The sequence below is a fragment of the Kribbella ginsengisoli genome (assembly GCF_039537185.1).
Classification (GTDB): domain Bacteria; phylum Actinomycetota; class Actinomycetes; order Propionibacteriales; family Kribbellaceae; genus Kribbella; species Kribbella koreensis.
Map to the genome: position 1 here is coordinate 1,310,655 of NZ_BAABAA010000001.1, position 23,711 is coordinate 1,334,365.

The 23,711-nt window shown below is 67.9% G+C and carries 21 protein-coding genes; 9 read left to right on the top strand and 12 right to left on the bottom strand.

The window, feature by feature from the left end:
* Positions 1-37: 37 nt before the first annotated feature.
* The 5 genes from ABD768_RS05810 to ABD768_RS05830 all read right to left on the bottom strand — a co-directional run bounded on the left by ABD768_RS05810 (position 38) and on the right by ABD768_RS05830 (position 7,155).
* Positions 38-1,765, bottom strand: coding sequence for an ATP-binding cassette domain-containing protein (locus tag ABD768_RS05810; protein ID WP_344838077.1), 1,728 nt, complete (start codon positions 1,763-1,765; stop codon positions 38-40).
* 159 nt (positions 1,766-1,924) lie between these two features.
* Positions 1,925-3,235: a M16 family metallopeptidase gene (locus ABD768_RS05815; RefSeq protein WP_344838080.1), complete on the bottom strand. Its 1,311-nt coding sequence runs from the start codon at positions 3,233-3,235 to the stop codon at positions 1,925-1,927.
* Positions 3,232-5,475: a polyribonucleotide nucleotidyltransferase gene (locus tag ABD768_RS05820; protein ID WP_343968334.1), complete on the bottom strand. Its 2,244-nt coding sequence runs from the start codon at positions 5,473-5,475 to the stop codon at positions 3,232-3,234. Before ABD768_RS05820 ends, ABD768_RS05815 begins: the two co-directional genes overlap by 4 nt.
* Before the next feature lie 295 nt (positions 5,476-5,770).
* The gene (rpsO, locus tag ABD768_RS05825; protein ID WP_164604166.1) at positions 5,771-6,043 is read right to left on the bottom strand and encodes a 30S ribosomal protein S15; all 273 of its coding nucleotides are present in this window, start codon (positions 6,041-6,043) and stop codon (positions 5,771-5,773) included.
* Between the two features lie 152 nt (positions 6,044-6,195).
* Positions 6,196-7,155 carry a bifunctional riboflavin kinase/FAD synthetase gene (locus ABD768_RS05830; protein WP_344838084.1) on the bottom strand — a complete coding sequence of 320 codons (960 nt, stop codon included), beginning with the start codon at positions 7,153-7,155 and terminating at the stop codon, positions 6,196-6,198.
* Positions 7,156-7,276: 121 nt separating this feature from the next.
* Between ABD768_RS05830 and ABD768_RS05835 the strand changes: the two genes are divergently transcribed.
* A complete protein-coding gene (locus ABD768_RS05835; RefSeq protein WP_343968337.1) occupies positions 7,277-8,308 on the top strand; it encodes an SGNH/GDSL hydrolase family protein in 1,032 nt (343 codons plus the stop codon).
* A gap of 144 nt (positions 8,309-8,452) precedes the next feature.
* Positions 8,453-9,166 (top strand): Type 1 glutamine amidotransferase-like domain-containing protein, encoded by a 714-nt coding sequence (locus ABD768_RS05840; protein ID WP_344838087.1) that lies wholly within the window; start codon positions 8,453-8,455, stop codon positions 9,164-9,166.
* On the opposite strand, the gene ABD768_RS05845 is transcribed toward ABD768_RS05840, so the two are convergent.
* The 6 genes from ABD768_RS05845 to ABD768_RS05870 all read right to left on the bottom strand — a co-directional run bounded on the left by ABD768_RS05845 (position 9,163) and on the right by ABD768_RS05870 (position 15,068).
* Complete coding sequence (locus tag ABD768_RS05845) at positions 9,163-10,146, bottom strand: phosphotransferase enzyme family protein (RefSeq protein ID WP_344838089.1); 984 nt, start codon at positions 10,144-10,146, stop codon at positions 9,163-9,165. The genes ABD768_RS05840 and ABD768_RS05845 overlap by 4 nt on opposite strands.
* Positions 10,147-10,283: 137 nt before the next feature.
* On the bottom strand, positions 10,284-11,204 hold the full coding sequence (locus tag ABD768_RS05850; RefSeq protein ID WP_344838092.1) for an NAD-dependent epimerase/dehydratase family protein: 921 nt from the start codon (positions 11,202-11,204) through the stop codon (positions 10,284-10,286).
* Complete coding sequence (locus ABD768_RS05855; RefSeq protein WP_343968346.1) at positions 11,201-11,794, bottom strand: dihydrofolate reductase family protein; 594 nt, start codon at positions 11,792-11,794, stop codon at positions 11,201-11,203. The genes ABD768_RS05850 and ABD768_RS05855 overlap by 4 nt, the downstream gene beginning before the upstream one ends.
* Positions 11,791-13,077: an FAD-binding oxidoreductase gene (locus tag ABD768_RS05860; RefSeq protein WP_344838095.1), complete on the bottom strand. Its 1,287-nt coding sequence runs from the start codon at positions 13,075-13,077 to the stop codon at positions 11,791-11,793. The genes ABD768_RS05855 and ABD768_RS05860 overlap by 4 nt, the downstream gene beginning before the upstream one ends.
* Before the next feature lie 153 nt (positions 13,078-13,230).
* Positions 13,231-14,076, bottom strand: a complete 846-nt coding sequence (locus ABD768_RS05865; protein ID WP_344838098.1) for a helix-turn-helix domain-containing protein — start codon at positions 14,074-14,076, stop codon at positions 13,231-13,233.
* 107 nt (positions 14,077-14,183) lie between these two features.
* Positions 14,184-15,068: an NAD-dependent protein deacetylase gene (locus tag ABD768_RS05870; protein ID WP_344838101.1), complete on the bottom strand. Its 885-nt coding sequence runs from the start codon at positions 15,066-15,068 to the stop codon at positions 14,184-14,186.
* Between the two features lie 226 nt (positions 15,069-15,294).
* On the opposite strand from ABD768_RS05870, the gene ABD768_RS05875 reads away from it, so the two are divergent.
* Positions 15,295-16,500, top strand: a complete 1,206-nt coding sequence (locus ABD768_RS05875; RefSeq protein WP_343968352.1) for an MFS transporter — start codon at positions 15,295-15,297, stop codon at positions 16,498-16,500.
* Here the strand turns inward: ABD768_RS05875 and ABD768_RS05880 are convergent.
* The gene (locus tag ABD768_RS05880) at positions 16,497-17,447 is read right to left on the bottom strand and encodes an NADP-dependent oxidoreductase (RefSeq protein WP_344838105.1); all 951 of its coding nucleotides are present in this window, start codon (positions 17,445-17,447) and stop codon (positions 16,497-16,499) included. The two genes, ABD768_RS05875 and ABD768_RS05880, sit on opposite strands and share 4 nt — an antisense overlap.
* A 71-nt stretch (positions 17,448-17,518) precedes the next feature.
* Here ABD768_RS05880 and ABD768_RS05885 point away from each other — a divergent pair, with 71 nt between their 5' ends.
* From ABD768_RS05885 to ABD768_RS05910, 6 genes are all read left to right on the top strand, one after another.
* Positions 17,519-18,517, top strand: a complete 999-nt coding sequence (locus ABD768_RS05885; RefSeq protein ID WP_344838106.1) for a GlxA family transcriptional regulator — start codon at positions 17,519-17,521, stop codon at positions 18,515-18,517.
* Entirely contained in the window at positions 18,514-19,326 is an 813-nt protein-coding gene (locus ABD768_RS05890) for an alpha/beta fold hydrolase (RefSeq protein ID WP_343968358.1), read from the top strand. Before ABD768_RS05885 ends, ABD768_RS05890 begins: the two co-directional genes overlap by 4 nt.
* Positions 19,323-20,513: a PP2C family protein-serine/threonine phosphatase gene (locus ABD768_RS05895; protein ID WP_344838109.1), complete on the top strand. Its 1,191-nt coding sequence runs from the start codon at positions 19,323-19,325 to the stop codon at positions 20,511-20,513. Before ABD768_RS05890 ends, ABD768_RS05895 begins: the two co-directional genes overlap by 4 nt.
* A 69-nt stretch (positions 20,514-20,582) precedes the next feature.
* Complete coding sequence (locus tag ABD768_RS05900; RefSeq protein WP_344838111.1) at positions 20,583-21,305, top strand: GAF and ANTAR domain-containing protein; 723 nt, start codon at positions 20,583-20,585, stop codon at positions 21,303-21,305.
* A complete protein-coding gene (locus ABD768_RS05905; protein ID WP_343968363.1) occupies positions 21,302-21,634 on the top strand; it encodes an STAS domain-containing protein in 333 nt (110 codons plus the stop codon). The genes ABD768_RS05900 and ABD768_RS05905 overlap by 4 nt, the downstream gene beginning before the upstream one ends.
* 46 nt (positions 21,635-21,680) lie before the next feature.
* On the top strand, positions 21,681-23,606 hold the full coding sequence (locus tag ABD768_RS05910) for a potassium transporter Kup (protein ID WP_343968365.1): 1,926 nt from the start codon (positions 21,681-21,683) through the stop codon (positions 23,604-23,606).
* Positions 23,607-23,711: the final 105 nt, after the last annotated feature.

Below are 23,711 nucleotides of genomic sequence, written 5' to 3' on the forward strand. Positions count from 1 at the left end.
CAAGAACTCACCCCCAATTACCCCAAGTCATCAGACCTCAGCGAGCCTCGTCACGCTCCGTAGACTGCCCGTCGAAGATCTCCGCGAACCGCCCTTCCGGTACTGCGAACAGCTCCGCGTAGCTGCCCTTCTGGACCACCCGGCCCTCGTCGATCACGTAGATCCGGTCCATCTCCCGCAACGTCCACGCCCGATGCGACACCACGATCGTGATCCGCCCGGCCCTGGTCCGGCTCAGCTCGCCGAAGATCTCCCGCTCCGCCTCCGCGTCGATCGCCGAGGTCGGCTCGTCGAGGATCCAGATCCCCGCGTCGCGCAGACAGATCCGCGCCAACGCCAAGCGCTGCCACTGCCCACCCGAGATCCCCCGCCCACCCCACTGCTGCCCAAGTTGCTCGTCCAGCCCCAGACCGCGGGTGAATGCGCCCGCCTCAGCCGACTCGAGAGCCGCGCGTACATCCTCATCCGGTACGACGTCCGCCGGCGACCCGAGCCCAACCGACTCTCCCAGCGTGAACTCGAACTTCCCGAACTCCTGCACCAACATCCCGAAGTGCCCGAGGCGCTCGGCCTCGCTCATCGTCGCGGCATCGACCCCGTCGATCAGTACCCGCCCCGCGTCGACGCCGAGCAGCCCGATCAGCGCGTTGATCGCGGTCGTCTTACCCGCGCCGTTGACGCCGACCAGCGCGATCATCTCGCCCCGCTCAGCCCTTAGCGACACGTCCCTCAAGGCCGGCTCGGCAGCGCCGGGGTAGGTGAAGCTCACGTTCTCCAGGCAGACCTCGCCGACACCGTGCCTGACCGTCTGAGTTGATGCAGGCGGGACGCTCGCCAGGAAACGCCTGTAGATAAGGGCTTGTGGAGCCGCCGTGATGATCGTCCCGAACGCATATCCGCAGGTCCTGATCGCGTTGAGCCCCGAGACCGTGCCCGCCACCGCTGCGGCCGCCCCCGCTCCCGATGCACCGCCCAGCACCAGCGCAACCAACGCTCCACCGAACAGCAATGCTGTTGCAAGCGCCGCTGCGAGCTCCACCAGCATGGCCTTACGGACCATCCGATCGAGCACCTGAGTCGCGTTGCCCCGATGAGTCGCAACCAGCGCCGCAACCTTCCGCCCCGACCCCAGCACCGCCAGCTCAGTCCCCGGCCGTTGCTGCACGAGCTGCTCGGTCGCGTAACTCGCCCGCCGATCAAACGCCGCAACCTTCGGCCACCCATCCGCCTCCATCTGCGAGATGACCGTGAACCCCAGAACAGTAGGCACCAACGCAGCCACCACAAGGAGCCCAGAGATCGGGTTGATCGCCCACACGACGGCGCACAGCATCACCGAGGTGACGGCGGCGCCGAGCACTTGGAGAGTCCGGCCCGGGACGTCGTCCATCACAGCCGTCGCCGTCTGGCTCGCTTCCAGGTCGGTCACCACCTCGGGCCGGGCCAGCATGCTGGGCGTCAACCGCGCGGCGGCGTACGCGAGGTCCGATCGGTAGCGCAGGCGGAGTCGCAACGCCATCCGCTGGGTGGACGACAACGCGACCTGGCCCAGCGGATACATGACGCCGACGACGGCAGTGAGCCCGGCCAACGCGAGCCACGGATCGGTGCCGATGTCATCGATCAGGCCTTCCAACAGGACGACCTGAGCAGCGGGCAGTACTGCCTGGGCAAGGAGCAGGAGGGAGGCGATGGCGAGCCAGCCAGGAGTGTGGCGGGCGGCGTCGCGGAGTCCGGCACGCGCGGTGCCGAGGGAGTCCAGCACGAGATCCTCTTTCGCAGAAGGGCAGGCGAGATCTCACCGGGGTGAGATACGTCGGCCGCCAAATGCGATGAGATTCCGTTCAGAGTGGAACCCAGAGGCAGATAACGCTGTGACGCAACGAACCGCAGCCTACCAATCGGCAGGCCGCGGTTCGAGGGGTCAGACGGTGAAGAGGGTCTTGTCTTTGAAGGGGCCCATGACGGTGAGGGTTTGGGCGCCGGCGTAGAGGTCGGCGGCCAGGGTGGTTACGTCGTCGAGGGTGACCGTGTCGATGCGGTGGAGGATCTGGTCGACGGTGGGGAGTTCGCCGTAGACGAGTTCTGCCTTGGCGATGCGGGTCATTTTGGCGCCGGTGTCTTCCAGGCCCATCACGACGGAGCCTCGCATCTGGCCTTTGCCGCGGAGGAGTTCGTCGGGGGTGATGTTGCCGTCGGCAATGTTCGCCAGTTCGGCGCGGACCACCTCGAGGACCTCGGGGGCCTTCTTCGGCAGACAGCCGGCGTAGACGCCGACCATGCCGGAGTCGGCGTACGCCGAGCCGAACGTGAACACCGAATACGCCAGGCCGCGCTTCTCGCGCACCTCCTGGAACAGCCGCGACGACATCCCGCCACCGACGATGCCGTGCAGGACGCCGGCGGCGTACCGGCGCTCGTCGTTGCGGACCAACCCAGGCATGCCCAGCACGAGATGCGCCTGCTCGACGTCGCGGTAGTGAACTTCCACTCCCCCGTACGTCGGGACGCGACGCTTCGCCTCAGGTCGCACCGGCGCCGGCTCTGCCTCAGCAGTCATCCAGTGCCGCTCGAACGCCTTGCGCACCAGCCGGACGACATCGGAGTGCTCGACGTTGCCGGCCACCGAGACGACGATGTTCTCGGGCAGGTAGCGGCGGCGGTACCAGCCGCGGACCTGGCGAGGCGTCAGGCCGGCCACCGATTCCGGCGTACCGGTGATCGAGCGGCCGAGTGGGGTCTCACCCCACAGTTGCTCGGCGAACAGGTCGTGGATGTGGTCCGACGTCTCGTCGGCGTGCATCGCGATCTCTTCGTCGATGACGTCGCGTTCGCTCTCGATATCGGCTTCCGTCAGCGTCGCCGAGGTGATCATGTCGCAGATCACGTCGACCGCCAGCGGCAGGTCGGAGTCGAGCACCCGGGCGTAGTAGCAGGTGTACTCCTTGCCGGTGAACGCGTTCATCTCGCCACCGACGGCGTCCAGCGACGCCGAGATCTCCATCGCGTCGCGCCGCTCGGTGCCCTTGAACAGCAGGTGCTCGAGGAAGTGCGTCGCGCCGGACAGGTGGACCGGCTCGTCGCGCGAGCCGACGCCGACCCACACGCCGAAGGTGACCGAGCGGAAGCCCGGTACGGACTGGGAAAGCACGCGGAGCCCGGAGGGCAGGACGGTCCGTTTGACCGGACCGCCCTCCTCCGGGCTCAGCAACGTGCTGGTGATGGCACGTGTCACTCGGCGGGAGCGACCTCTGCGTCATCGGCCTTGGCTGCATCTTCAGAAGCAGCCTTGGCTGAATCTTCGTCCAGGACCGGGATCAGCGACAGCTTGCCGCGGTCGTCGATCTCGGCGATCTCGACCTGGAGCTTCTGGCCGACGGACAAGATGTCCTCGACGGCCTCGACCCGCTTGCCACCGGCCAGGCCGCGCAGCTTCGAGATGTGCAGCAGACCGTCCTTGCCGGGGAGCAGGGAGATGAACGCACCGAAGTTGGTCGTCTTGACGACCGTTCCCAGGTAGCGCTCGCCCTTCTCCGGCATGGTCGGGTTGGCGATCGCGTTGATCATCGCGCGCGCCGCGTCGGCCGAGGGGCCGTCCGTCGCACCGATGTACACCGTGCCGTCGTCCTCGATGGAGATGTCGGCACCGGTCTCGTCGGTGATCTGGTTGATCATCTTGCCCTTCGGGCCGATGACCTCTCCGATCTTGTCCACGGGGACCTTGACCGAGATGACCCGCGGCGCGAACTCGCTCATCTCGCCGGGTGCGTCGATGGCCTTGGCCATCACGTCGAGGATGGTCAGGCGGGCTTCCTTGGCCTGGGTCAGCGCGCCGGCCAGCACGCTGGCCGGGATGCCGTCGAGCTTCGTGTCCAGCTGGAGGGCCGTGACGAAGTCCTTGGTACCGGCGACCTTGAAGTCCATGTCGCCGAACGCGTCCTCGGCGCCGAGGATGTCGGTCAGCGCGACGTACTCGGTCTCGCCGTCGACCTCACCGGAGATGAGGCCCATCGCGATACCGGCGACGGGGGCCTTCAGCGGCACACCGGCCGAGAGCAGGGACAGCGTCGAGGCGCAGACCGAGCCCATCGAGGTGGAGCCGTTCGAGCCGAGCGCCTCGGAGACCTGACGCAGCGCGTACGGGAAGTCCTCACGCGACGGCAGGACCGGCACGAGGGCGCGCTCGGCGAGGGCGCCGTGGCCGATCTCGCGACGCTTCGGCGAACCGACCCGGCCGGTCTCACCGGTCGAGTACGGCGGGAAGTTGTAGTTGTGCATGTAGCGCTTGCGCGTCTCCGGGGAGAGCGTGTCGAGCTGCTGCTCCATCCGGAGCATGTTCAGCGTGGTGACACCCATGATCTGGGTCTCGCCGCGCTCGAAGATCGCCGAACCGTGCACCCGCGGCAGCACCTTGACCTGCGCCTTGAGCGGACGGATGTCGGTCAGGCCACGGCCGTCGATGCGGACCTTGTCCTTGAGCACGCGCTGGCGGACCAGCTTCTTGGTGAGCGAGCGGAAGGCTGCGGACAGCTCCTTCTCGCGACCCTCGAAGTCGGCGGCCAGCTTGTCGACCACGGCCGCCTTGACGGCGTCGGTGGCGTCCTCGCGGTCGTGCTTGCCGGCGATCGTCAGAGCCTGCGACAGCTCCTCGGTGGCAGCGGCCTCGACGGCGGCGAACGCGTCGTCTTGGTAGTCCGGGAAGACCGGGAAGTCACCGGTCGGCTTGGAGACCTTGGCAGCCAGCTCGGACTGCGCCTCGACCAGCGTCTTGATGAACGCCTTGGAGGCCTCGAGGCCCTGGGCCACGACCTCTTCGGTCGGCGCCTGCTTGCCGGCGGCGACGGCGTCGAAGGTGCCCGGGGTGGACTCGGCCTCGACCATCATGATCGCGACGTCACCGGAGTCGGTGACGCGACCGGCGACCACCATGTCGAAGACGGCGTCCTCGAGCTCGGTGTGGGTCGGGAACGCGACCCACTGCTTGTCGATCAGGGCGACGCGGGTGGCGCCGATCGGGCCCGAGAACGGCAGCCCGGCGATCTGGGTGGACATCGACGCGGCGTTGATCGCCAGCACGTCGTACAGCGTGTCCGGGTTGAGCGCCAGGACCGTGATGACGACCTGGATCTCGTTGCGCAGGCCGGAGACGAACGACGGCCGCAGCGGGCGGTCGATCAGCCGGCAGGTCAGGATGGCCTCCTCGGAGGGACGGCCTTCGCGACGGAAGAACGAGCCCGGGATGCGACCGGCGGCGTACATCCGCTCCTCGACGTCCACCGTCAACGGGAAGAAGTCGAACTGGTCCTTGGGCTTCTTGCTGGCCGTGGTGGCCGACAGCACCATCGTGTCGCCGTCGAGGTAGGCGGCGGCGGAGCCGGCGGCCTGCTGGGCCAGACGGCCCGACTCGAAGCGGATGGTACGGGTGCCGAAGCTGCCGTTGTCGATGACGGCTTCAGCGAACTCTGCGCCCTCCATGGGCGCGTTTGTGGATCCCGACACGGGATACCCCTCTCGTCACTTGAGACGACTGTGAGGCGCGAGTCTCCCGGGGTGTGCCGGTCTTCGATCGAGGCCCGCGGGTGCTGCGCCTGGTGTTGCCGCGCTGTCCCGAAAGCCACTACCGAGGACCGGTCGTCGGCCGGTACGCGTCTCGCGTCGTCTCGTTGTCGTTGATTATTCAGTTGTTCCGCACGGTCGTGCGGTGCTCCGCGCTGTTGCACGGATACGCGAGAAGCGGCCACCCGGAACGCGGTGGCCGCTTCTCACGACGTCATCGGCGAAGGCCGAGCCGCTCGATCAGGGACCGGTAGCGGTTGATGTCCTTCTTCGACAGGTAGTTCAGGAGCCGGCGACGCTGGCCGACCAGGAGCAGCAGACCACGACGGCTGTGGTGGTCGTGCTTGTGCTCCTTCAGGTGCTCGGTCAGATCGGCGATCCGGTGCGTGAGCAGCGCGACCTGGACCTCGGGGGAACCGGTGTCGCCCTCGGTCAGGGCGTACTCGCCGATGATCTTCTTCTTCGCCTCAGGATTGGCTGACGACACGTAGTGATCCTCTCGATGTCCGTTGCGCGGCGCACCGGGGCTTAGGTCACCCGGGCACTCTCGATCCGCGGCCGTTCAGACGGCAGCGCCCAGGATATCAGTCCGTGGACGCGTCACCCTAATTCGTGACCCCTAGCGAGTGTCGCTTCGGGTCACTGGGTAAGGATTCGGCGTGCCCCGTCGACGTCGAGCTTCATCTGGACCAGGAGGTCGTCGATGGTGTCGAAGCGGATCTGGGTGCCGCGCAGGCGGGTGACGAAGTCGATCGCGACCTTCGAGCCGTACAGCTCCAGGTCGTCGCGGTCGAGCACGTACGACTCTACCCGGCGGTCCATCCCGTCGAAGGTGGGATTGCTGCCGACGCTGATCGCGGCCGGCAGCGGTTCGGCGTACTGCGGAGCGCCCGGAGCCGGTTCGAGGACGGTCAGCCAGCCTGCGTACACGCCGTCGAGCGGAACCGCCGCGCCGGGCAGGGCGGGGATGTTGGCCGTCGGGTAACCGAGTTCGCGCCCACGCTTGTCGCCCTCGATGACGACTCCGGTGACCCTGAGCGGCCGTCCGAGCGCCTCGGCGGCCCCTTCGACGTCACCCTTGGCGATCAGGTCCCGGATGTACGTCGAGGACCACGGCTGGGCGTCACCCGCCAGGCTCAGGCCCTCGACCTGGAATCCAGCAGCCGCACCGGCCGCGACGAGCGTGTCGACGTGTCCCGCGGCCTTGTGGCCGAAGCGGAAGTTCTCCCCTACCACGACCGCCTTGGCGTGCAGGGTCTTGACCAGGACCTTGTCGATGAACTCTTCCGGCGACCAGTTCGACACGTCCTGGTCGAACGGCAGGATCAGTACGGCGTCCGCGCCGGCCGCGCCGAGGAGCTCCGCCCGCTGCGTCGGCTCGCTGATCATCGCGGGAGCGTGGCCGGGGCGTAGTACCGCCATCGGATGCGGGTTGAAGGTCATCGCGACCACCGGCAGTCCACCGAGCTCGGCGGCCCGCGCCTTGGCGTGCCGCAGTACCTCCTGATGACCGCGGTGCACGCCGTCGAAGTTGCCGATGGTGACGACCGACGGCCCGAACCCCGGGTCCACCTCGCCCAAACCGTGCCAGACATGCATGGCAGAAGGATTCCACGTGACCGGTCGAGGTGTATCAACAGGTCCCATCGTCACCCCTTGTAATCGGACGGTGACTCAACTTAGATTGGGCCCGCACTTCTTTCGCACCCTCGGAGGTTCGGTGAAGGTTCAGCGTCTCGTCGCCGCCTGCAGTTCGGCGGTACTGGTCGGTTCGATGTCTCTCACGAGTACCGCTCAGGCTGCCGCCCCGGCCTTCGCGCCCGTCGTTTTCAGCAAGTACGTCGCTCTCGGTGACTCCTACTCCTCGGCGCCGCTGGTGCCGCTGCCCGACATCCTGTCGCTCGGCTGCCTGCGGTCGTCCAACAACTATCCGAAGCAGCTGGCTGCTCAGCTGCGGGTGACGTCCTTCACCGACGTCAGCTGCGGTGGCGCGGACACGACGAACATGACCCAGCCGCAGAGCACGCCGCTCGGGACGTTCCCACCGCAGTTCGACGCGCTTCGGCCGGACACCGATCTCGTCACCGTCGGGATCGGTGGCAACGATTTCGGAGTCTTCGGAGACATCACCGGGACCTGCCCGGGGCTGCGCGCGGCCGATCCTGCCGGGGCGCCGTGCAAGAAGCACTTCACCGTCGACGGCGTCGACACGCTGGCGGCGAAGATCACCCAGACGCAGGCCCGGATCACCGAGGTGGTGAAGGGGATCAAGCTGCGCTCGCCGCGCGCGACCGTAGTACTGGTCGGGTATCCGAAGATCGCGCCGGAGAAGGGTGTCTGTCCGGCGATCCTGCCGTTCTCCGATGGCGACTACGCCTATCTGTATTCGGTCGAGCAGAAGCTCAACCAGGCGGTGTCGGGCGCCGCGGCGGCCGGCGGGGCTGTGTATGTCGACACCTTCGGGCCGTCCACCGGGCATGATGCATGTGCTCCTGATGGGCAGGCGTGGATCCAGGGCAAGGACATCAACCTGCTCCGGGCGCTGAACTACCACCCTCGATACGAGGGGCAGGCGGGCGTGGCGTCGCTGACCTACAAGAAGCTGACCGGTACGCCGACGACCATCACCGCCGCCGAGCAACTGCGTTGGACGACGGAAGCCCGCGAACTCAGCCGCAAGGCTGCTCTGTCGAAGTCCACCCCGGCCGTCAAGGCCACCCTGAACCGCCTACGGACCGGCGCGCAACGCTGACCCTTTCCAATCCGTACGGCGGACACCGGACCGGCCCCTTTCACGCAGGGGACCGGTCCGGTGCTCATTCCGGGGCTCGTGTCGGATCATGGTCGGGCTGTTCGTTGCGGGGGTGAGAGAGGTTCCGCGGATGGGAAGGGTGTTATGAGACTTCTACTGACTTCTGCCGGTGTGGGGAACGACAGCATTCGGGCTGCGTTGGCCGAACTGCTGGGCAAGCCGATCGAAGCGTCCAACGCGCTGATCATTCCCACGGCTCTGTATCCCTTCCCTGGTGGGGCAGGGATGGCGCGGCGGGCGATCGCCGGCGAGGGACCTGGGCGGTTGGCCGACCTGGGCTGGAAGTCGTTGGGGGTGCTGGAGCTGTCGGTACTGCCGAGCATCGACGAAGAGGCTTGGGTACCGGCGGTCCGGGACGCTGACGCCTTGCTGGTGTGTGGCGGGGATCCCTTGTTTCTCGCCGACTGGATGCGGCGGTCCGGGCTCGCTGAGCTGCTGCCTACGTTGCGCTCCGAGGCGGTCTATGTGGGGGTGAGCGCCGGGAGTATCGCGACTGCGTCCACCTTCGTTGAGACGTATACCGAGCCGCCGCGTGGAAGCTCGGTGCCGCTCGAGGAGGTCGTCTTCGAGGGTGACGTCTCACGGCTCTTGGTCACTGGGCAGGGCGTTGGGCTGGTCGACTTCGCGGTGATCCCGCATTTCGAGCACCCGCAGCATCTCGACGCTTCGCCGGCCAACGCCGAGACGTGGGCGGCGCGGATTCCCGTACCGACGTACGCGATCGACGATGCGTCCGCGATCAAGGTCGTCGACGGTGTGGTCGAGGTCGTCTCCGAGGGGCAGTGGAGGCTGTTCTAGAGCATGCGGTCGAGGGAGCGGTGGATGTAGCCCATCGTCTTGTCCCGGCCGGCCGCGAAGGACGGGTTGACCTGGGCCATCCCGGCGTACCAGAGCCCGAAGGCGACGTACCGGGTGGCGATGAAGTCGTCGAGGTGTGTGAGGTCGGGCAGCTCGCGGTGGTGCGCGTACCCGTCGATCAGCGCCGCGCGGTATTCGGGGTAGTCGTCGCGGTGGTGGTTGTCCCACAGCGGTACTGCGAGGTCGTAGAGCCAGTGGCCGAAGCCGCAGTCGTCGAAGTCGATGATCCGCACGGTCTCGCCGTCGAAGAGCGCGTTGTCCAGATGCAGATCGGCGTGGATCAGCCCGAAGGCGTCTGCTCGCTGGCCAAGCTCCTTCATGACTGCTTGCATCCGCCGCGCGACCTCGTCGAACTGGGCGTTCACTTGCGCCGGCAACAGGTCCCAGCAGTCGGCCGCGGACACCCCGCCGTACTCCATCGTGTTGCCGAAGAAGGACTCCCAGTCCCATCGCATCCGCGTGAATCCCTTTGGTGGAGTCCACCCCGAAGCGTGCTCGTGCAGCCGCGCAAGCACCCCACCCAACCGCCGGAAATGCACCGCCTTCGGATGCGCGGACCGAATCCGACCGCCCTGCCACCCCAGCACCGAACAGACCCGCCCATCGACGACGGCCGTCCACTCCCCCGAACGCGTCCGAACCGGCGACGGCACACTCAACTCCGTCTCCCTACCCAACGCCGCCAGCCACTCCAACTCCGCCGCCACGGCGACCCTCGAATCAACCCCCAGCCCATGCCGGTTGGCCCGATGCACCCGCATCAGAAACCGCCCGTCCACGGAGTCAACCCGGAACGTCGTGTTCTCCCCATGAGCGATGAAGGAAAGCCGCGGCTCCACAACTGGATACTCCGCCAAGGCTTGCCTGGCCGACCGCCGGATACCCGCAACCTGAGCCCGCTCCGACACCAGTTCAACCATCCCGGCAGCGTATCGACGCCCCCACTACCCCACCACGCATTTCCCACCGTCCACCCACACCGCCAGCGCAGCTCCGCCACCCCGTACGCATGAAACCTGCCCAATCAGGCAAAAGGGAGGGTGCGGGCGGGGTGGGGTTAGCGGCGGTTGGTGGTACGCCAGGTCAGGTAGTGGGTGAGGGCGGTGGGGACGTCGTACTCGGGGGTGAAGCCGGTTTCGGTGGTGAGGCGGGTTATGTCCAGGTAGGGGTCGTCGCCGGGGCCGCTCTGTCTGCCGGGGATGACGTCTAGGTCGGCGTCGGGGAAGGCGGACTGCAAGGCGTCTGCGACCTCGCGGTTGGTGGTTCGGCGGCCGTTGGAGATGTTGTAGATGTCGTGTTGCAGGGTCGGCGCCGTCATCAGCAGGGCGATCGCGCGGCCGGTGTCGGGGGCATAGGTGTTGTCGCCACCGTCGCCGGCGTAGACGGGGCGCGGCTTCTCGCCGCGGCGTAGGGCGCTGACGCACGCCGGGATGGGATTGAACGGTGATTCCGGATCCATCAGCGGTCCCCACGTACCTCCGATCCGGAGCAAGACCGGCTGCACCCCGGTGCCCTGCAGGCTGTGTGTCACCAGCGGCTCGACAGCCTTCTTGAACGCGATGATCAGATGCGGATACTCCACATTCACCAGCGCAAGCTCTTCATGCCAAGGGATCTCCGGCCGCCCCAGATAAACCCCGAGGCTGCTGGCAACCGCAAACCGCCGCACACCCCACGCCCGCGCGGCATCCAGCGCATTCAGCAGCCCCGTCAGGTCAGTACGGAAGTAGTCGACCGCATCCTCACCAGGAATGGTCCCCGCAAGATGCACGATGCCGGTGACCGCATAACGCTTGCCAAGGGCAAATAACGCCTCCCGGTCAGTGACGTCCAAAGTCTCCACAACCACCCTGCCGGCCAAGAACGATGGCACCTCCGTACGCCGGTACGCCGTAACCACCACCTCCTCCCCGAGCTCCACCAACGCACGAGCCGTCTGCGCCCCGATCATTCCCAACCCACCGGTCACAAGAATCATCGAACGACCTCGTAGTGAAGATGCGTCACACCGTCCGCCGGTACCGCCTCCACCAGCCGCAACCCCACATGCGAAGGCAACGACTGGAAGAACCGCCGGCCCCCACCCAGCAGAATCGGCACCTGATGCAGGACCAGCTCATCGACCAGCCCGGCCTCGAGCGCCGCCGTCACCACCCCACCACCCATCAGCGCCACGTCCTTCTCACCGGCCACCGACCGCGCCGCCGCGACGGCATCCACGATCCCCGTCGTGACCACGGTCTGCCGATCGCGCTCCCCCGGGATCGGGCGATGCGTGAGCACGACCAGAGGCGCGTGAGGATGCGGCGTACCACCGTTGATCCAGCCGGAGTCGTCGTACGTGTTCCGCCCGGCGAGGCTCGCCCCGACCCGCCCGGCGAACGCGTCGAACACCCGCGCACTCGCCGCACTCAACGTGAACCCGTCGAACTCCTTGCTCGGCGTATCGCCGTCGAAGTACCAGTCGAACAGCATCGTCGCGTCGCCGAGCCCACGCCCCTCCCCCGGATCGCGCCCGGTGATGTACCCGTCGACCGACACCGACAACGCACTGAAGACCTTGCTCATGACACTCCCTGGAAGAAGGTGAAAAGCCGGTCCGGGTCGTATGCGTCCTTGACCGCCACCAGCCGTGAACAGTTCCCTGCGTGGTACGCCGAAGCCCAGTCGCCAAGCGCCGGGTCGGGGAAATTGGGGTACACCCGTCCAGAGCCGTCGACATGAGCCGTCGCCCACGACTCGTCGACCCACGGATCGTCCGCCGCGCCGATGTGTTCGAGCAGAAAGCGTTCGCCCCGATGAGCGAACGCCGTCGCATCCTCGGCGACCCGGTTGTACGCCCCACCCATCGCGGTGAAGGCGATCTCCCGGCCACCCTTCGCCAGCTGGGCCAGGAGCGACGAGACCGTGCCCGCGGACATCGAATGCGAGAAGAACTCCGACCGCATTCGTACGGCGGGAACACCCCGCGGATCGGCGAATGTGCTCTTCAACCGATGAAACGGCAGCCCGGCCCGCAACTCGATCGAGTCGGCCGAGGACACGAGCGGCTGCAGCAGTTCGCGAGTCGGTCCCTCGCCCAGCAGAGAGGCACCGAAGAGCGTCGCCTCCGTCGGTACGCCCGGCTCCGACGCGACGCAGAGGTTGACGGTGAGCTCGTCCGGAGCGTCCGGCGCCCACGCCTGCCAGGCCGACACGACGTCCTCGAGAGCACCACCCGACCAGCGCGCCTCGACGCGGGTCGCCAACGGCTCTGGGACGGTGGCGAACCGCAGTACCGTCACCACCCCGAACTGCCCGCCGCCTGCACCCCGCAGCGCCCAGAACAGCTCCGGCTCGCGATCCTCAGCGCAATCCACGACGCTGCCGTCCGCCAGCACAACCTGTACGCCGATGAGCCGATCGCAGGTCAATCCGTACCGCCGCCCCAGCAACCCGATCCCGCCGCCGAGCGTCAACCCGGCGATCCCGACCGTCGGCCCACACCCCGCCGGCAAGGTCCGCCCGTACGAATGCAGCGTCGAGTACACCTCCGCCAGCCGCGCACCGGCCCCGATCGTCGCAACCTCACCCACCACCGAGATCCCACCGAGCCCCGACAGATCAATCAGAACCCCATCCGTCGACGACCGCCCGGCAAAACAATGCCCACCACCCCGAAGCGCCAGCCGGTCGCCGGTACGCCTCACGTATCGAACCGCACTGACCACATCCGAAACCGACCGGCACCGAATCACCAACCGCGGCCGCACGTCCCGATAAGCACCATTGACCGGCCGCCGCACATCGTCATACCCCGGCGATCGAGGCCAGAACACCTCGCCATCCAGGTCCGCGGCTAGATCGGTCACGACACCGAAACTACGAGCAGCACCCGCCCCAGGTCTTGAACAAAACGTGCATCGCCATCAGCGCGGATCCCGCTGAGGTCGGGGGGGCAGTGGGCGGTCGCATGGCGGAGGACGGGGCGGTGGTGCGGCTGGCGACGAGCGGATGGGTGGGCGTCAGGCCCGGAGTCGTTGGGTGGTGAGGGTCGGGGGGCGGGTGGCCAGGAAAGGTTGGTAGGAGGCGGAGTGGTCGTGGCCGCATTGGCAGCGTTCGAGGTCGCCGCCCAGGAGTTGGGTGGGGGTGAGGCCGGTGAGGCGGAGGCATTCCCGGCTGAGGTGGGCCTGGTCGGCGTAGCCGGCGTCGATTGCCAGGCCGGCCATGCCGTCCGCTCCGCGTCGGCCGCTGGGTGTGGCGCCGGCTTGAGCGAGGGCGAGGAAGCCTTGGAAGCGCAGGGTTCGCTGGAGGACCTTGGGGGTCATGCCGACTGTCTGGAGGCAGCGGCGGCGGAGTTGGCTCGATGACAGGGCCAGGTGGGTCGCGAGGCTGTCGATGTTGACTGGGCGCCAGGGCATCAGCGCTCGTACGGCTGCGCTGACCAGCGGGTCGACGGCGCCGGTACGCCGGAACTGCTGCAGGAGCTCGGCTTGCAACAAGAGCAGCCCTCGTTCCGGCGTACCGGCTGAGGCGACTGTCTCGACGAGGCGGTCGACCGAGTTGCGCCACAGGTCCGCCAGGCCGAGTCGCTGATCCACCAGCTCGTCGAGGACGGTCGGCAGCGGCGGCGCGGTCCCCGGATGGAATCGCATGCCGACGATCGTCGTGTTCGGCGGGATGACCTCGACCTCGGGACCGGTCAGCGGGCCAACCAGTTGCGGTCGGCCACCGATCGGGAAGTGGATCTCGACGCCGCCGGTGGGCAGATGCCGTTGCACGTACGCCGTACCGCCGGTGCGCTGGATCCACACCGTGCGCACCATCGCCGCCAGCTCCGGCAGCGGCGGATGCTCGACGTAGGACTCCACAACCGCATCCTCGCACCCGAAAAGGCCGCCGCCGGGGCAGCCGCAGAGTCAGACCGAAGGGCCGGCCGAAGAGCGACAGGACCGAGGTCGGACCGGGTACGCCGGCGTCAGAGGAGTGCGCCGGTGAGGCTGGTGAGCGCTTCGCCGAGCGGGAGGTTCACTCGCACTGCGGCGTACGGGTCGCCGCGGGTGATGCCCTGGTTGATGATCAGGACGGGTTTGCCGGCCTTCGCGGCATACCGGACGAAGCGGAAGCCGGACATGACGGTCAGCGACGAACCGAGGACCAGCACCGCGCGGGCGTCGTCGATCAGCCGATAGCAGCGCTCGACCCGGGTCTTCGGCACGTTCTCCCCGAAGAAGACGACATCCGGCTTGAGCAGCGGCGACCCACAGTTGGTGCAGTCGACCAGGTGGAAGTCCTTGACAACCTCATCAGGCAACTCCACATCGCCGTCCGGGTTGATCCGCGTCGCCTGCGCGTCGAAGACCGGGTTGGCGGAACGCAGCCGCCGATCCAGCTCCTCGCGCGGCGTGGTCTGCCGGCAGTCCAGGCAAATCACCCGGTCGAGATTGCCATGCAACTCGATCACATCCCGCGCCCCGGCCGCGCCATGCAGCCCGTCGACGTTCTGGGTGATCACGCCGTCGACGTACCCCCGAGCCTGCAACGCCGCCACGGCCCGATGCCCCGCGTTCGGATCGGCCCGAGCGATCGTCCGCCACCCCAGGTGACTCCGCGCCCAGTACCGCTGCCGCCCCGCCGCACTCCCCACGAAGTCGCCGTACGTCATCGGCGTATGAGTCCGCAGACTCCCCGTCTCACCCCGATAATCCGGAATCCCCGACTCAGTGGAAATCCCGGCCCCACTCAGCACCACAACTCCCCCACCACCGACCACCTCGGCAACAGCCGCAACATCCGTCACCCCAGGCGCAAGCGACAGCACATCAGGCCCAGGAGACCAGCTCAGTGTGGGACGGGAACGCACCCCTCAAGAGTACGTCGCCCCGTGATGGCGGCGTCCGACTCGGGCTTCGGGTGGGCCGGCGGCAGCCGGTGCATACACAACTCGACCGGCAACCGGTTACCTCGGCGGGTCGCGACGACCGGCGAGGGTTGTGTATGCGTGGCGGCCCAGGCTGAGACGCGGGAGCGGAGCGCAGACCGCACGGATAAGATCCGGGGAGTTTGCTGAAGCGGTTTAGGGGAGGGTGATGCTGGACCGGTCCGAGTCTGCGCTGGGGATCGTCTTCGGGTCGAAGGTCTACCGGGCGTCGTTCCTCGCCTTGCTGATTGCCGGGATCGGGATGTCGGCGGCGACGCCGCAGCTCACGCTCTTCCTCGTCCGGGAGTTGCATACGCCGTTGCCGGTGGCCGGGCTGTACTACGTGACGAACCTGGCGGCGCCTGTTGCGGGGTACCTGGTTGGGCGACTGTCTGATCGGACTCCTGAGCGGCTGTTGTGGTTTCGGATCTGCGCGCTGGTCGGGACGGTCGGGTGGCTCGCGATGGCGGCGGCGAACACCGTCTGGCTGCCGTTCGTGATCAGCGCGGTCGCCTTGAGCGTGTCCGGTGGGTCGATGGCGCAGCTGTTCGCGGCCTGCCGGGACGAGTTGAGCCGCCACCCGACGAAGGCCGACAACCGGGTCGTCGCGACCGTCCGGATGGCGTTCGTGATCGGGTGGATGATCGGGCCGGTCGCGGGCAGCTGGTTCGGTGGGGAGTTCGGGCTGCGCGCGCTGCTCGTGGCGACCGCGACCTGCGTCTTCGCGCAGATGATCCCGCTCGGCCGGCAGCGCGTGGAGCGGTACGACGACGTCACCCTGATCCCGCGCTCGACAGGCCGGCGCCAGATCGACCACATGATGCCGCTGCTGGTCTTCACCGCGATCTGCGTCCTCGCGATGACGGGCGACACCATCAAGTTCGGCTACCTCCCGATCTACATGGCTGAACAACTCCACGTCTCCGACACCATGCGCGGCGCCGTGATCGGGATCCAGCCCCTCCTCGAACTCCTCCTGCTTCCCCTCGTCGCCCGCCTCGCCGACCGCTTCGGCGGCCTCAAGGTGATGACCGCCGGAGCAGCTCTCGGCCTGGCCGGCAACCTCGCCTACGCAACCAGTACTTCCGTAGTGGCCCTGTTCGTCGGCCAAGCCCTCACAGCCGGCCTCTGGGCCTGCGTCGGCGCCCTCGGCGTCTCCATCGCGCAGCACCTGTACCCCGAAGGCGTCGGCACAGCGTCCGGTATCTTCCTCAGCTCCATCCCCGTCAGCTCAGCCATCGGCGGCGCGATCGGCGGCCTGGGCGTGGCAGCCATCGGCCTCCCCCACGTCTTCTTCCTGCCGGCCGCCCTGACCACGCTGTCCACCATCGCCTTCGCCGTCCTCAGCCGGCGCGCCGACGCCCCTGCGACCTAGGCGACCCGAAGCACGATCTTGCCGCTGGCCGCGTTGGTCTCGCCCCGCCGATGCGCATCGGCCGCCTCGGCCAGCGGGAACACCGAGTCGAGCTCCACCCGCAGCCGGCCGGCCTCGACCAGGTCGGTGACGGCGGTCAAGGCGAGCCGGTCGGGCTCGACCAGGGTGAAGTCGGCCTGGATGCCCCGCCGCTTCGCCTCGGCCGCCGCGTCCTCCTCGACGTTGAGGATCGACACGAGTACGCCGCCGTCCTTGAGGACCTGTACCGATCGCAGGCTGGTGTCGCCCGCGATCGGGTCGAAAACCACATCGACCGGGGACTCACGGAGTACGGAGACAAAGTCCACCGAGCGATAGTCGATCACCTCGTCGGCGCCGAGTGAGCGAACAAATGAGTGCTTGGCCGCACTCGCCGTGCCGATCACATAAGCGCCGAGGCTCTTGGCGATCTGCACCGCCAGATGCCCGACACCGCCCGCCGCAGCATGCACCAGCACCCGCTGCCCAGCACTCAACCCGGCAGTGTCGACCAGCCCCTGCCAAGCGGTCAGCGCAGCCAGCGGTAACCCCGCTGCCTCCTCAAAGCTCAGTACCGCCGGCTTTCGCACGAACTGCCGCGACTGCGCAACGACGTACTCCGCATAGCCACCCGGCAGCACCGGGAACTTAGGCATCCCCAGCACCTCGTCCCCCACCTTCAGCCAGGTCACCCCACCCCCGACCGCCTCCACCACACCGGCCACGTCATAGCCCAGGATCAGCGGGAAGTCGCCCGGACCCACTCGCCCGCCGGACGCGCGGGCCTTCCAGTCCGTCGGGTTGATCCCGGCCGCATGGACCCGCACCAGGATCTCGGTCAGCCCCGGCACCGGCCGCTCCACCTCCTGCAACTGCAGAACCTCAGGCCCACCGATCCCCCGCGCCACCACCGCATTCATCGTCGTCATACAGCAGAGTCTTTCGGCGATCCAGCACGCTGCCTACTGGCCTGATGGACATCATGTGAAACTATCGGGCCATGTCCGCACCCCCGCACCGCGTCGCCGTCCTGGCGCTGCCGGGCGTCGTCCCCTTCGAGCTGGCCATCCCGTCGAGGATCTTCGGCGGCGCAGTCACGGCAGAAGACCAGAAGCTGTACGAGGTGGTCACCTGCACCATCGACGGCCAGCCGGTACGCACCGCCGAGGACTACTCGATCACCGTGCAGCACGACGCGTCAGTCCTCGCCACCGCCGACACCGTCGTGATCCCACCCACCCGTCTCCTCCACGACATCGTCAACACCGACGGCCTGCTCGACGACGACGTACTGCGTGCCCTCAAGCACCTCCGCCCCAGCACCCGGCTCCTGGCGATCTGCACCGGGGCCTTCGTACTGGCCGCCGCCGGACTCCTCGACGGCCGCCCCGCCGCGACTCACTGGGCCGAGGCGGAGGAGTTCCAGCAACTGTTCCCCGCAGTACAGGTGGATCCGATGGTGCTCTACATCGACGACGGCGACGTAATGACCTCCGCCGGAGTAGCGGCCGGTATCGACCTCTGCCTGCACGTCATCCGCCAGGACCACGGCAGTGCCGTCGCGAGTTCGGTGGCCCGAGCATGCGTCGTGCCGCCTAGGCGCGACGGCGGGCAAGCGCAGTACGTCCGCCGCCCGATCCCGCCCGGTCAAGACGGCGGTACTGCGGCCACCCGAGCCTGGGCCGCCGAGCAACTCGGCCGCCCACTGAGCCTGGTCGAGCTAGCCGCCCACGCCCGGATGAGTGTTCGGACCTTCACCAGAAGATTCCGCGCCGAAACCGGCGTGAGCCCCGGCACCTGGCTAGCCATGCAGCGCCTCGACTACGCCCGCCAACTCCTCGAGGACACCGACCTGACCGTCGACCAGATCGCCGACCGCACCGGCCTCGGCAGCGGTACCAACCTGCGCCAGCAGCTCCGCGAGACCGCCGGCGTCTCCCCCACCACCTACCGCCGGACGTTCCGCACCTCTGAACCGCGCACCTCGATGCAAGGATGACCGCCGTGGACACCTTGCGCCGGAACAACGTCGTCGTCACGGGCAATCCGGACGGGCGGACGGTCGTCCTGGCCCACGGGTTCGGCTGCGACCAGAACATGTGGCGCCTGACGGTCCCCGCGCTGGCTTCGGAGTACCGGGTCGTGCTCTTCGACTACGTCGGCTCCGGGCGATCGGAGTTGGCGGCCTTCGACGAGACGCGTTACTCGACGCTCGGCGGGTACGCCGATGACGTGGTCGAGGTCTGTGCCGCGCTCGACCTGACCGACGCCGTGTTCGTCGGCCACTCGGTCAGCGCGATGATCGGCGTACTCGCTGCCCAGAAGGCACCCACCAGGATCGGCGCCCTCGTGATGGTCGCGCCGTCGCCGTGCTACATCGACGACGGCGACTACAGTGGCGGCTTCACCGCACAGGACATCGACGAGCTACTCAGCTCGCTGGAGTCCAACTACCTCGGCTGGTCCGCCGCGATGGCACCGGCGATCATGGGTACGCCGGACCGCCCCGAACTCGGCGAGGAGCTGACCAACAGCTTCTGCGCCACCGACCCCGCGATGGCTCGCGTGTTCGCCCGTACTACGTTCCTCTCCGACTCGCGCGCCGACCTGGCCGGCGTACGGGTGCCGACCCTGATCATCGAGTCGGCCGAGGACCTGATCGCCCCACGCCAGGTCGGCGCGTACGTGCACTCGACCGTCGAAGGCTCGACCCTCGTCACCCTCGACGCGACCGGTCACTGCCCCCATCTTTCGTCGCCCGAGGCAACCAACAGCGCCATCGCCGCCTTCCTCGCGACGCTGCGATGAGCGCCGACGACGAGGCCTACCCCTGCGGCCATCTCACGACGACGATCGACGGCACCATCGTCAGCGTCAACAGCACCGTGCTCGGCTGGCTCGGCCTGGACCGCGACGCCGTGGTCGGACAGCTCCGGTTCGCCGACCTGCTCAGCGTCGGCGGCAAGCTCTACCACGAGACCCACTTCGCTCCCCTGCTGCGCCTGCAAGGCGAAGTCGCCGGCGTCGCGCTCGAACTCAGGCGCCAAGACGGTCAGCGGATGCCCGTGCTCGTGTCGTCGGCAGTCCAGCCCGACGGCCGAGTCCGCACCACCGTCTTCGACGCCCAGATCCGGCGCGCCTACGAAGAGGAACTGCTCCGCGAGCGCCAAGCAGCCGAGCGGGCCCACCACCAAGCCGAGATCGCCCGCAGCCAAGCCGAGGTCGCCCGCGGGCAAGCCGAAGAAGACCGCGCCCGGCTCCAGGACGCCCTGGCCGTGCTCCAGCAATCCTTGCTACCGGCAACCATGCCGACCGTGCCCGGCGTGACCACCGCGGCGTACTACCACACCGCCTCACCCGACGAGCTCGGCGGCGACTTCTACGACGTCTTCGCCCTGGACTCCGAACGCTGGGCCTTCTTCCTCGGCGACGTCTGCGGCAAAGGCCCCGCCGCCGCAGCCGTCACCTCACTGGCCCGCTACACCTTGCGCGCCGCCGCGATGCACAACCCGGCGGCCGCACTGAGCACCCTCAACGAGCTCCTGTACGAACGCTTCTCCAGTGGCGACCTGCGCTACTGCACAGCCGTCTTCGGGACCCTGCTGAGCGACTCCGAGACCGGCCGGATCGCCATCCGGTTCGCATCCGGCGGCCACCCGCCACCACTGCTGATCCGCGCCGACGGCACCTGCGAATACCTGCGCAGCCGCGACGGCACCCTGATCGGCATCCTGCCTTCGTCGCAGTTCCCGCAGACCGAAATCACTCTCGACCCAGGCGATCTGCTCCTGCTCTACACCGACGGCCTGACCGAGGCCCGCGTCAACGGCCAGCGGGATCTGTACGGTCCGGAAGCCCTCCGCGCACTCGCCCGCCAGTACGCCGGTACGTCACCGGACGCGCTCGTCGCGGCACTCTCCGAAGTGCTGGCCGGGTTCGGTCCGCGACTCGCGGACGACACCGCGTTGCTGGCCCTCGGAGCGCCCGTCCGCTGACGCAACGGTCTGGGCCTCAATTCCGCGCCGCCCGGCTGCGTTGGGGGTAGGGCGGTGCATGATTGCGCCATGGATCAGTACGCTCGGCTCTCCGATCCCGGGGACCTTCAGGAGGCCTTCGGGGCGGATGCCTTCGCCCGTCTCGCGGTCGAGCTGCACGACGCGGACGGGATGGCCGAAACGGTCGAGTCGGTCGTCCAGTTCGCACTGCAGGCCGAGGCGTGCTCGTACGCCGGCGTCACGCTCACCCTGCGAGGCAGCCGGGAGATCGCCGCGGTGACCGACCCGGTGGTCACCGCGATCTACGAGGCCCAGTCCGAGCTCGGTGACGGCCCGTTGCTCACCGCAGTCAGCCAAGGGGTCACCGTCCACGTCCGCGACACGGCCACCGAGACCCGCTGGCCGGCGTTGATCGACCAGTTCACGCAGTACGGGATCGGCTCGGCCCTGCATGTGCCGATGTGGTCCGGCGAGCAGCTGATCGGCGTACTGTCCCTGTTCAACACCGAGCCGCACGCGTTTTCCGTGGACGACGAGGCGATCGCGCACATCCTGGCCCGGCACGCCTCGATCGCCGTCGCCTCCACCCGGGACAGCGAGACGATGGCCGCGGCCGTCGACGCGCGCAAGCTGGTCGGGCAGGCGATGGGCATCCTGATGGAGCGCTTCGACCTCGACGACACCGCCGCCTTCGAGATCCTCAAGCGCTACTCGCAGCAGAACAACGTCAAGCTGCGCGACGTCGCCCAGGAACTGGTCGACACCCGCAGGCTGCGCGGGGGCGTCCGGTGACCGACGACCTGCTGTCCCTCGAAGTCCTCGATCGCGGCTCGGACGTCGTGATCACGGTCTCCGGCGAGCTCGACTTCGGCACCACCGCCCGCTTCCTCACCGCAGCCCAGCCACTGGCCGAGGCCGGCCGCTGCGTCATCCTCGACCTCGCAGACCTGATGTTCTGCGACTCGAGCGGCCTCGGCGCCCTCGTCAGGCTCCACAAGCTGGCCGAGGACGCCGGCGGCACCCTCTGCCTGGCCCGCCTGCGCCCACAACTCGAGTCGACCATCCAGCTGACGATGCTCCACCGGCTGCTCGTGATCCGCGCCGACGTACCGGCGCTTTAAGCCCCTCTGCCGCTGGACCCGCCCCTCCGGGTGATTCAATTCCCTCGTGACTGAGACGGAAAAGGCCGCAGGCGGTAGCCGGACGCTCGCGAAGGCGGCTCTGATGGTGGGCGCGCTGGGCGTCGTGTTCGGGGACATCGGGACGAGTCCGATCTACGCGGTCCAGACGGTCTTCAACCCCGAAGACCCGCACCCGGTGCCGGTCACCACCGGCAACGTCTACGGCATCATCTCACTGATCTTCTGGTCGGTGACGATGATCGTCACCATCAAGTACGTGCTGCTGGTGCTGCGCGCCGACAACGACGGCGAGGGCGGCATCCTGGCGATGATCACGCTGATCGGGGGCAAGGCCGTCCCCGGCACGGCGCGCACGAAGTACATCCTGGCCGGGCTCGGCATCTTCGGCGCCTCGCTCTTCTTCGGCGACTCGATGATCACCCCGGCCATCTCGGTGCTGTCGGCGGTCGAAGGCCTGAAGGTGGTGCAGCCCGGTCTCGACCACCTCGTCGTACCGATCACCGCGACCATCATCCTGGTGCTGTTCGCGGTCCAGCGGCTGGGCACGGCGAAGATCGGGCGCTCGTTCGGCCCGGTGATGATCGTCTGGTTCACCGTGATCGCGGTGGCCGGGATCGGTGGCATCGTCGACCACCCGCAGATCCTCAAGGCGCTGTCGCCGACCTACGCGATCGGCTTCATGACCGGTCACTTCTCGATCGCGTTCTTCGCGCTGGCCGCCGTCGTCCTGGCGATCACCGGCGCCGAGGCCCTGTACGCCGACCTGGGCCACTTCGGCCGGGGACCGATCAGCCGGGCCTGGCTCTTCATGGTCTTCCCGGCCCTCATCCTGAGCTATCTCGGTCAGGGCGCGCTGGTCCTTTCGGACACGAGCAACATCAGCAGCCCGTTCTTCCTGCTGGTCCCCCACTGGGCCCGGCTGCCGCTGGTGCTGCTCGCCACCGCCGCCACCGTGATCGCCGCTCAGGCGGTGATCACCGGCGCCTTCTCGGTCGCCCGGCAGGCGATGCAACTCGGCTACCTGCCCCGGCTGCGGATCCAGCACACGTCCGAGGAGACGATCGGCCAGATCTACGTGCCGTGGGTCAACTGGGCGTTGATGATCTCGGTCCTCACCCTGGTCTTCGCCTTCGAGAGCTCGGCGGCGCTCGCCTTCGCCTACGGCATGGCCGTCACCGGCACGATCGTGATCAACTCGATCCTGTTCTTCTACATCGTGCGACGCCAATGGCGTAAGCCGCTCTGGCTGGTCATCGTCGGCGCCGCGATCTTCCTGACCATCGAGCTGCTCTTCCTGGCCGCCAACCTGACCAAGATCGCGCACGGCGCCTGGCTGCCGCTGATCATCGCGCTCACCGTCTTCACCGTGCTGACCACGTGGCAACGCGGCCGGGTGCTGGTGACGCAGCGCCGCGAGCAGCGGGAGGGTCCGCTCCGCGAGTTCATCGACGAGCTCCACGAGTCGTCGCCACCGCTGCAGCGGGTGCCTGGTACCGCCGTCTTCCTCAACCGCAGCAAGACCAGCGTGCCGCTCGCGATGCGTGCCAACGTCGAGCACAACCACATCCTGCACAAGCACGTACTGATCCTGTCGATCGAGACCGACCCGGTCCCGCACGTCGACGTGGCCGACAGCATCACCGTCGACGACATCGGTCACCTCGACGACGGGATCATCCATGTAGCAGCACGTTTCGGCTACATGCAGACGCCGGACGTCCCCGCGGTAGTACGCCTCGCGGCCGAGAAGAGCCCCGAGATGTCCGCCGATCTGCAGGACACCTCGTACTTCCTGTCGACGATCGAACTGGGTCTCGGCGACGCGCCCGGGATGACGCGCTGGCGCAAGCGGCTCTTCATCGCCACCTCCGGCATCACCGCAGACGCGGCCGAGTACTTCAGCCTGCCGCGCGACCGGGTCGTGATCATGGGGTCCCGCATCGACGTCTGAGTTCCACTTCTGCAACTTGCTGCAATGGCTCGTCCGGACCGAACTTCGGTCCGGACGGTGCCGTCCGACAGGCAAGGACGGACCACTCCCTGGTCCGCCACTTCG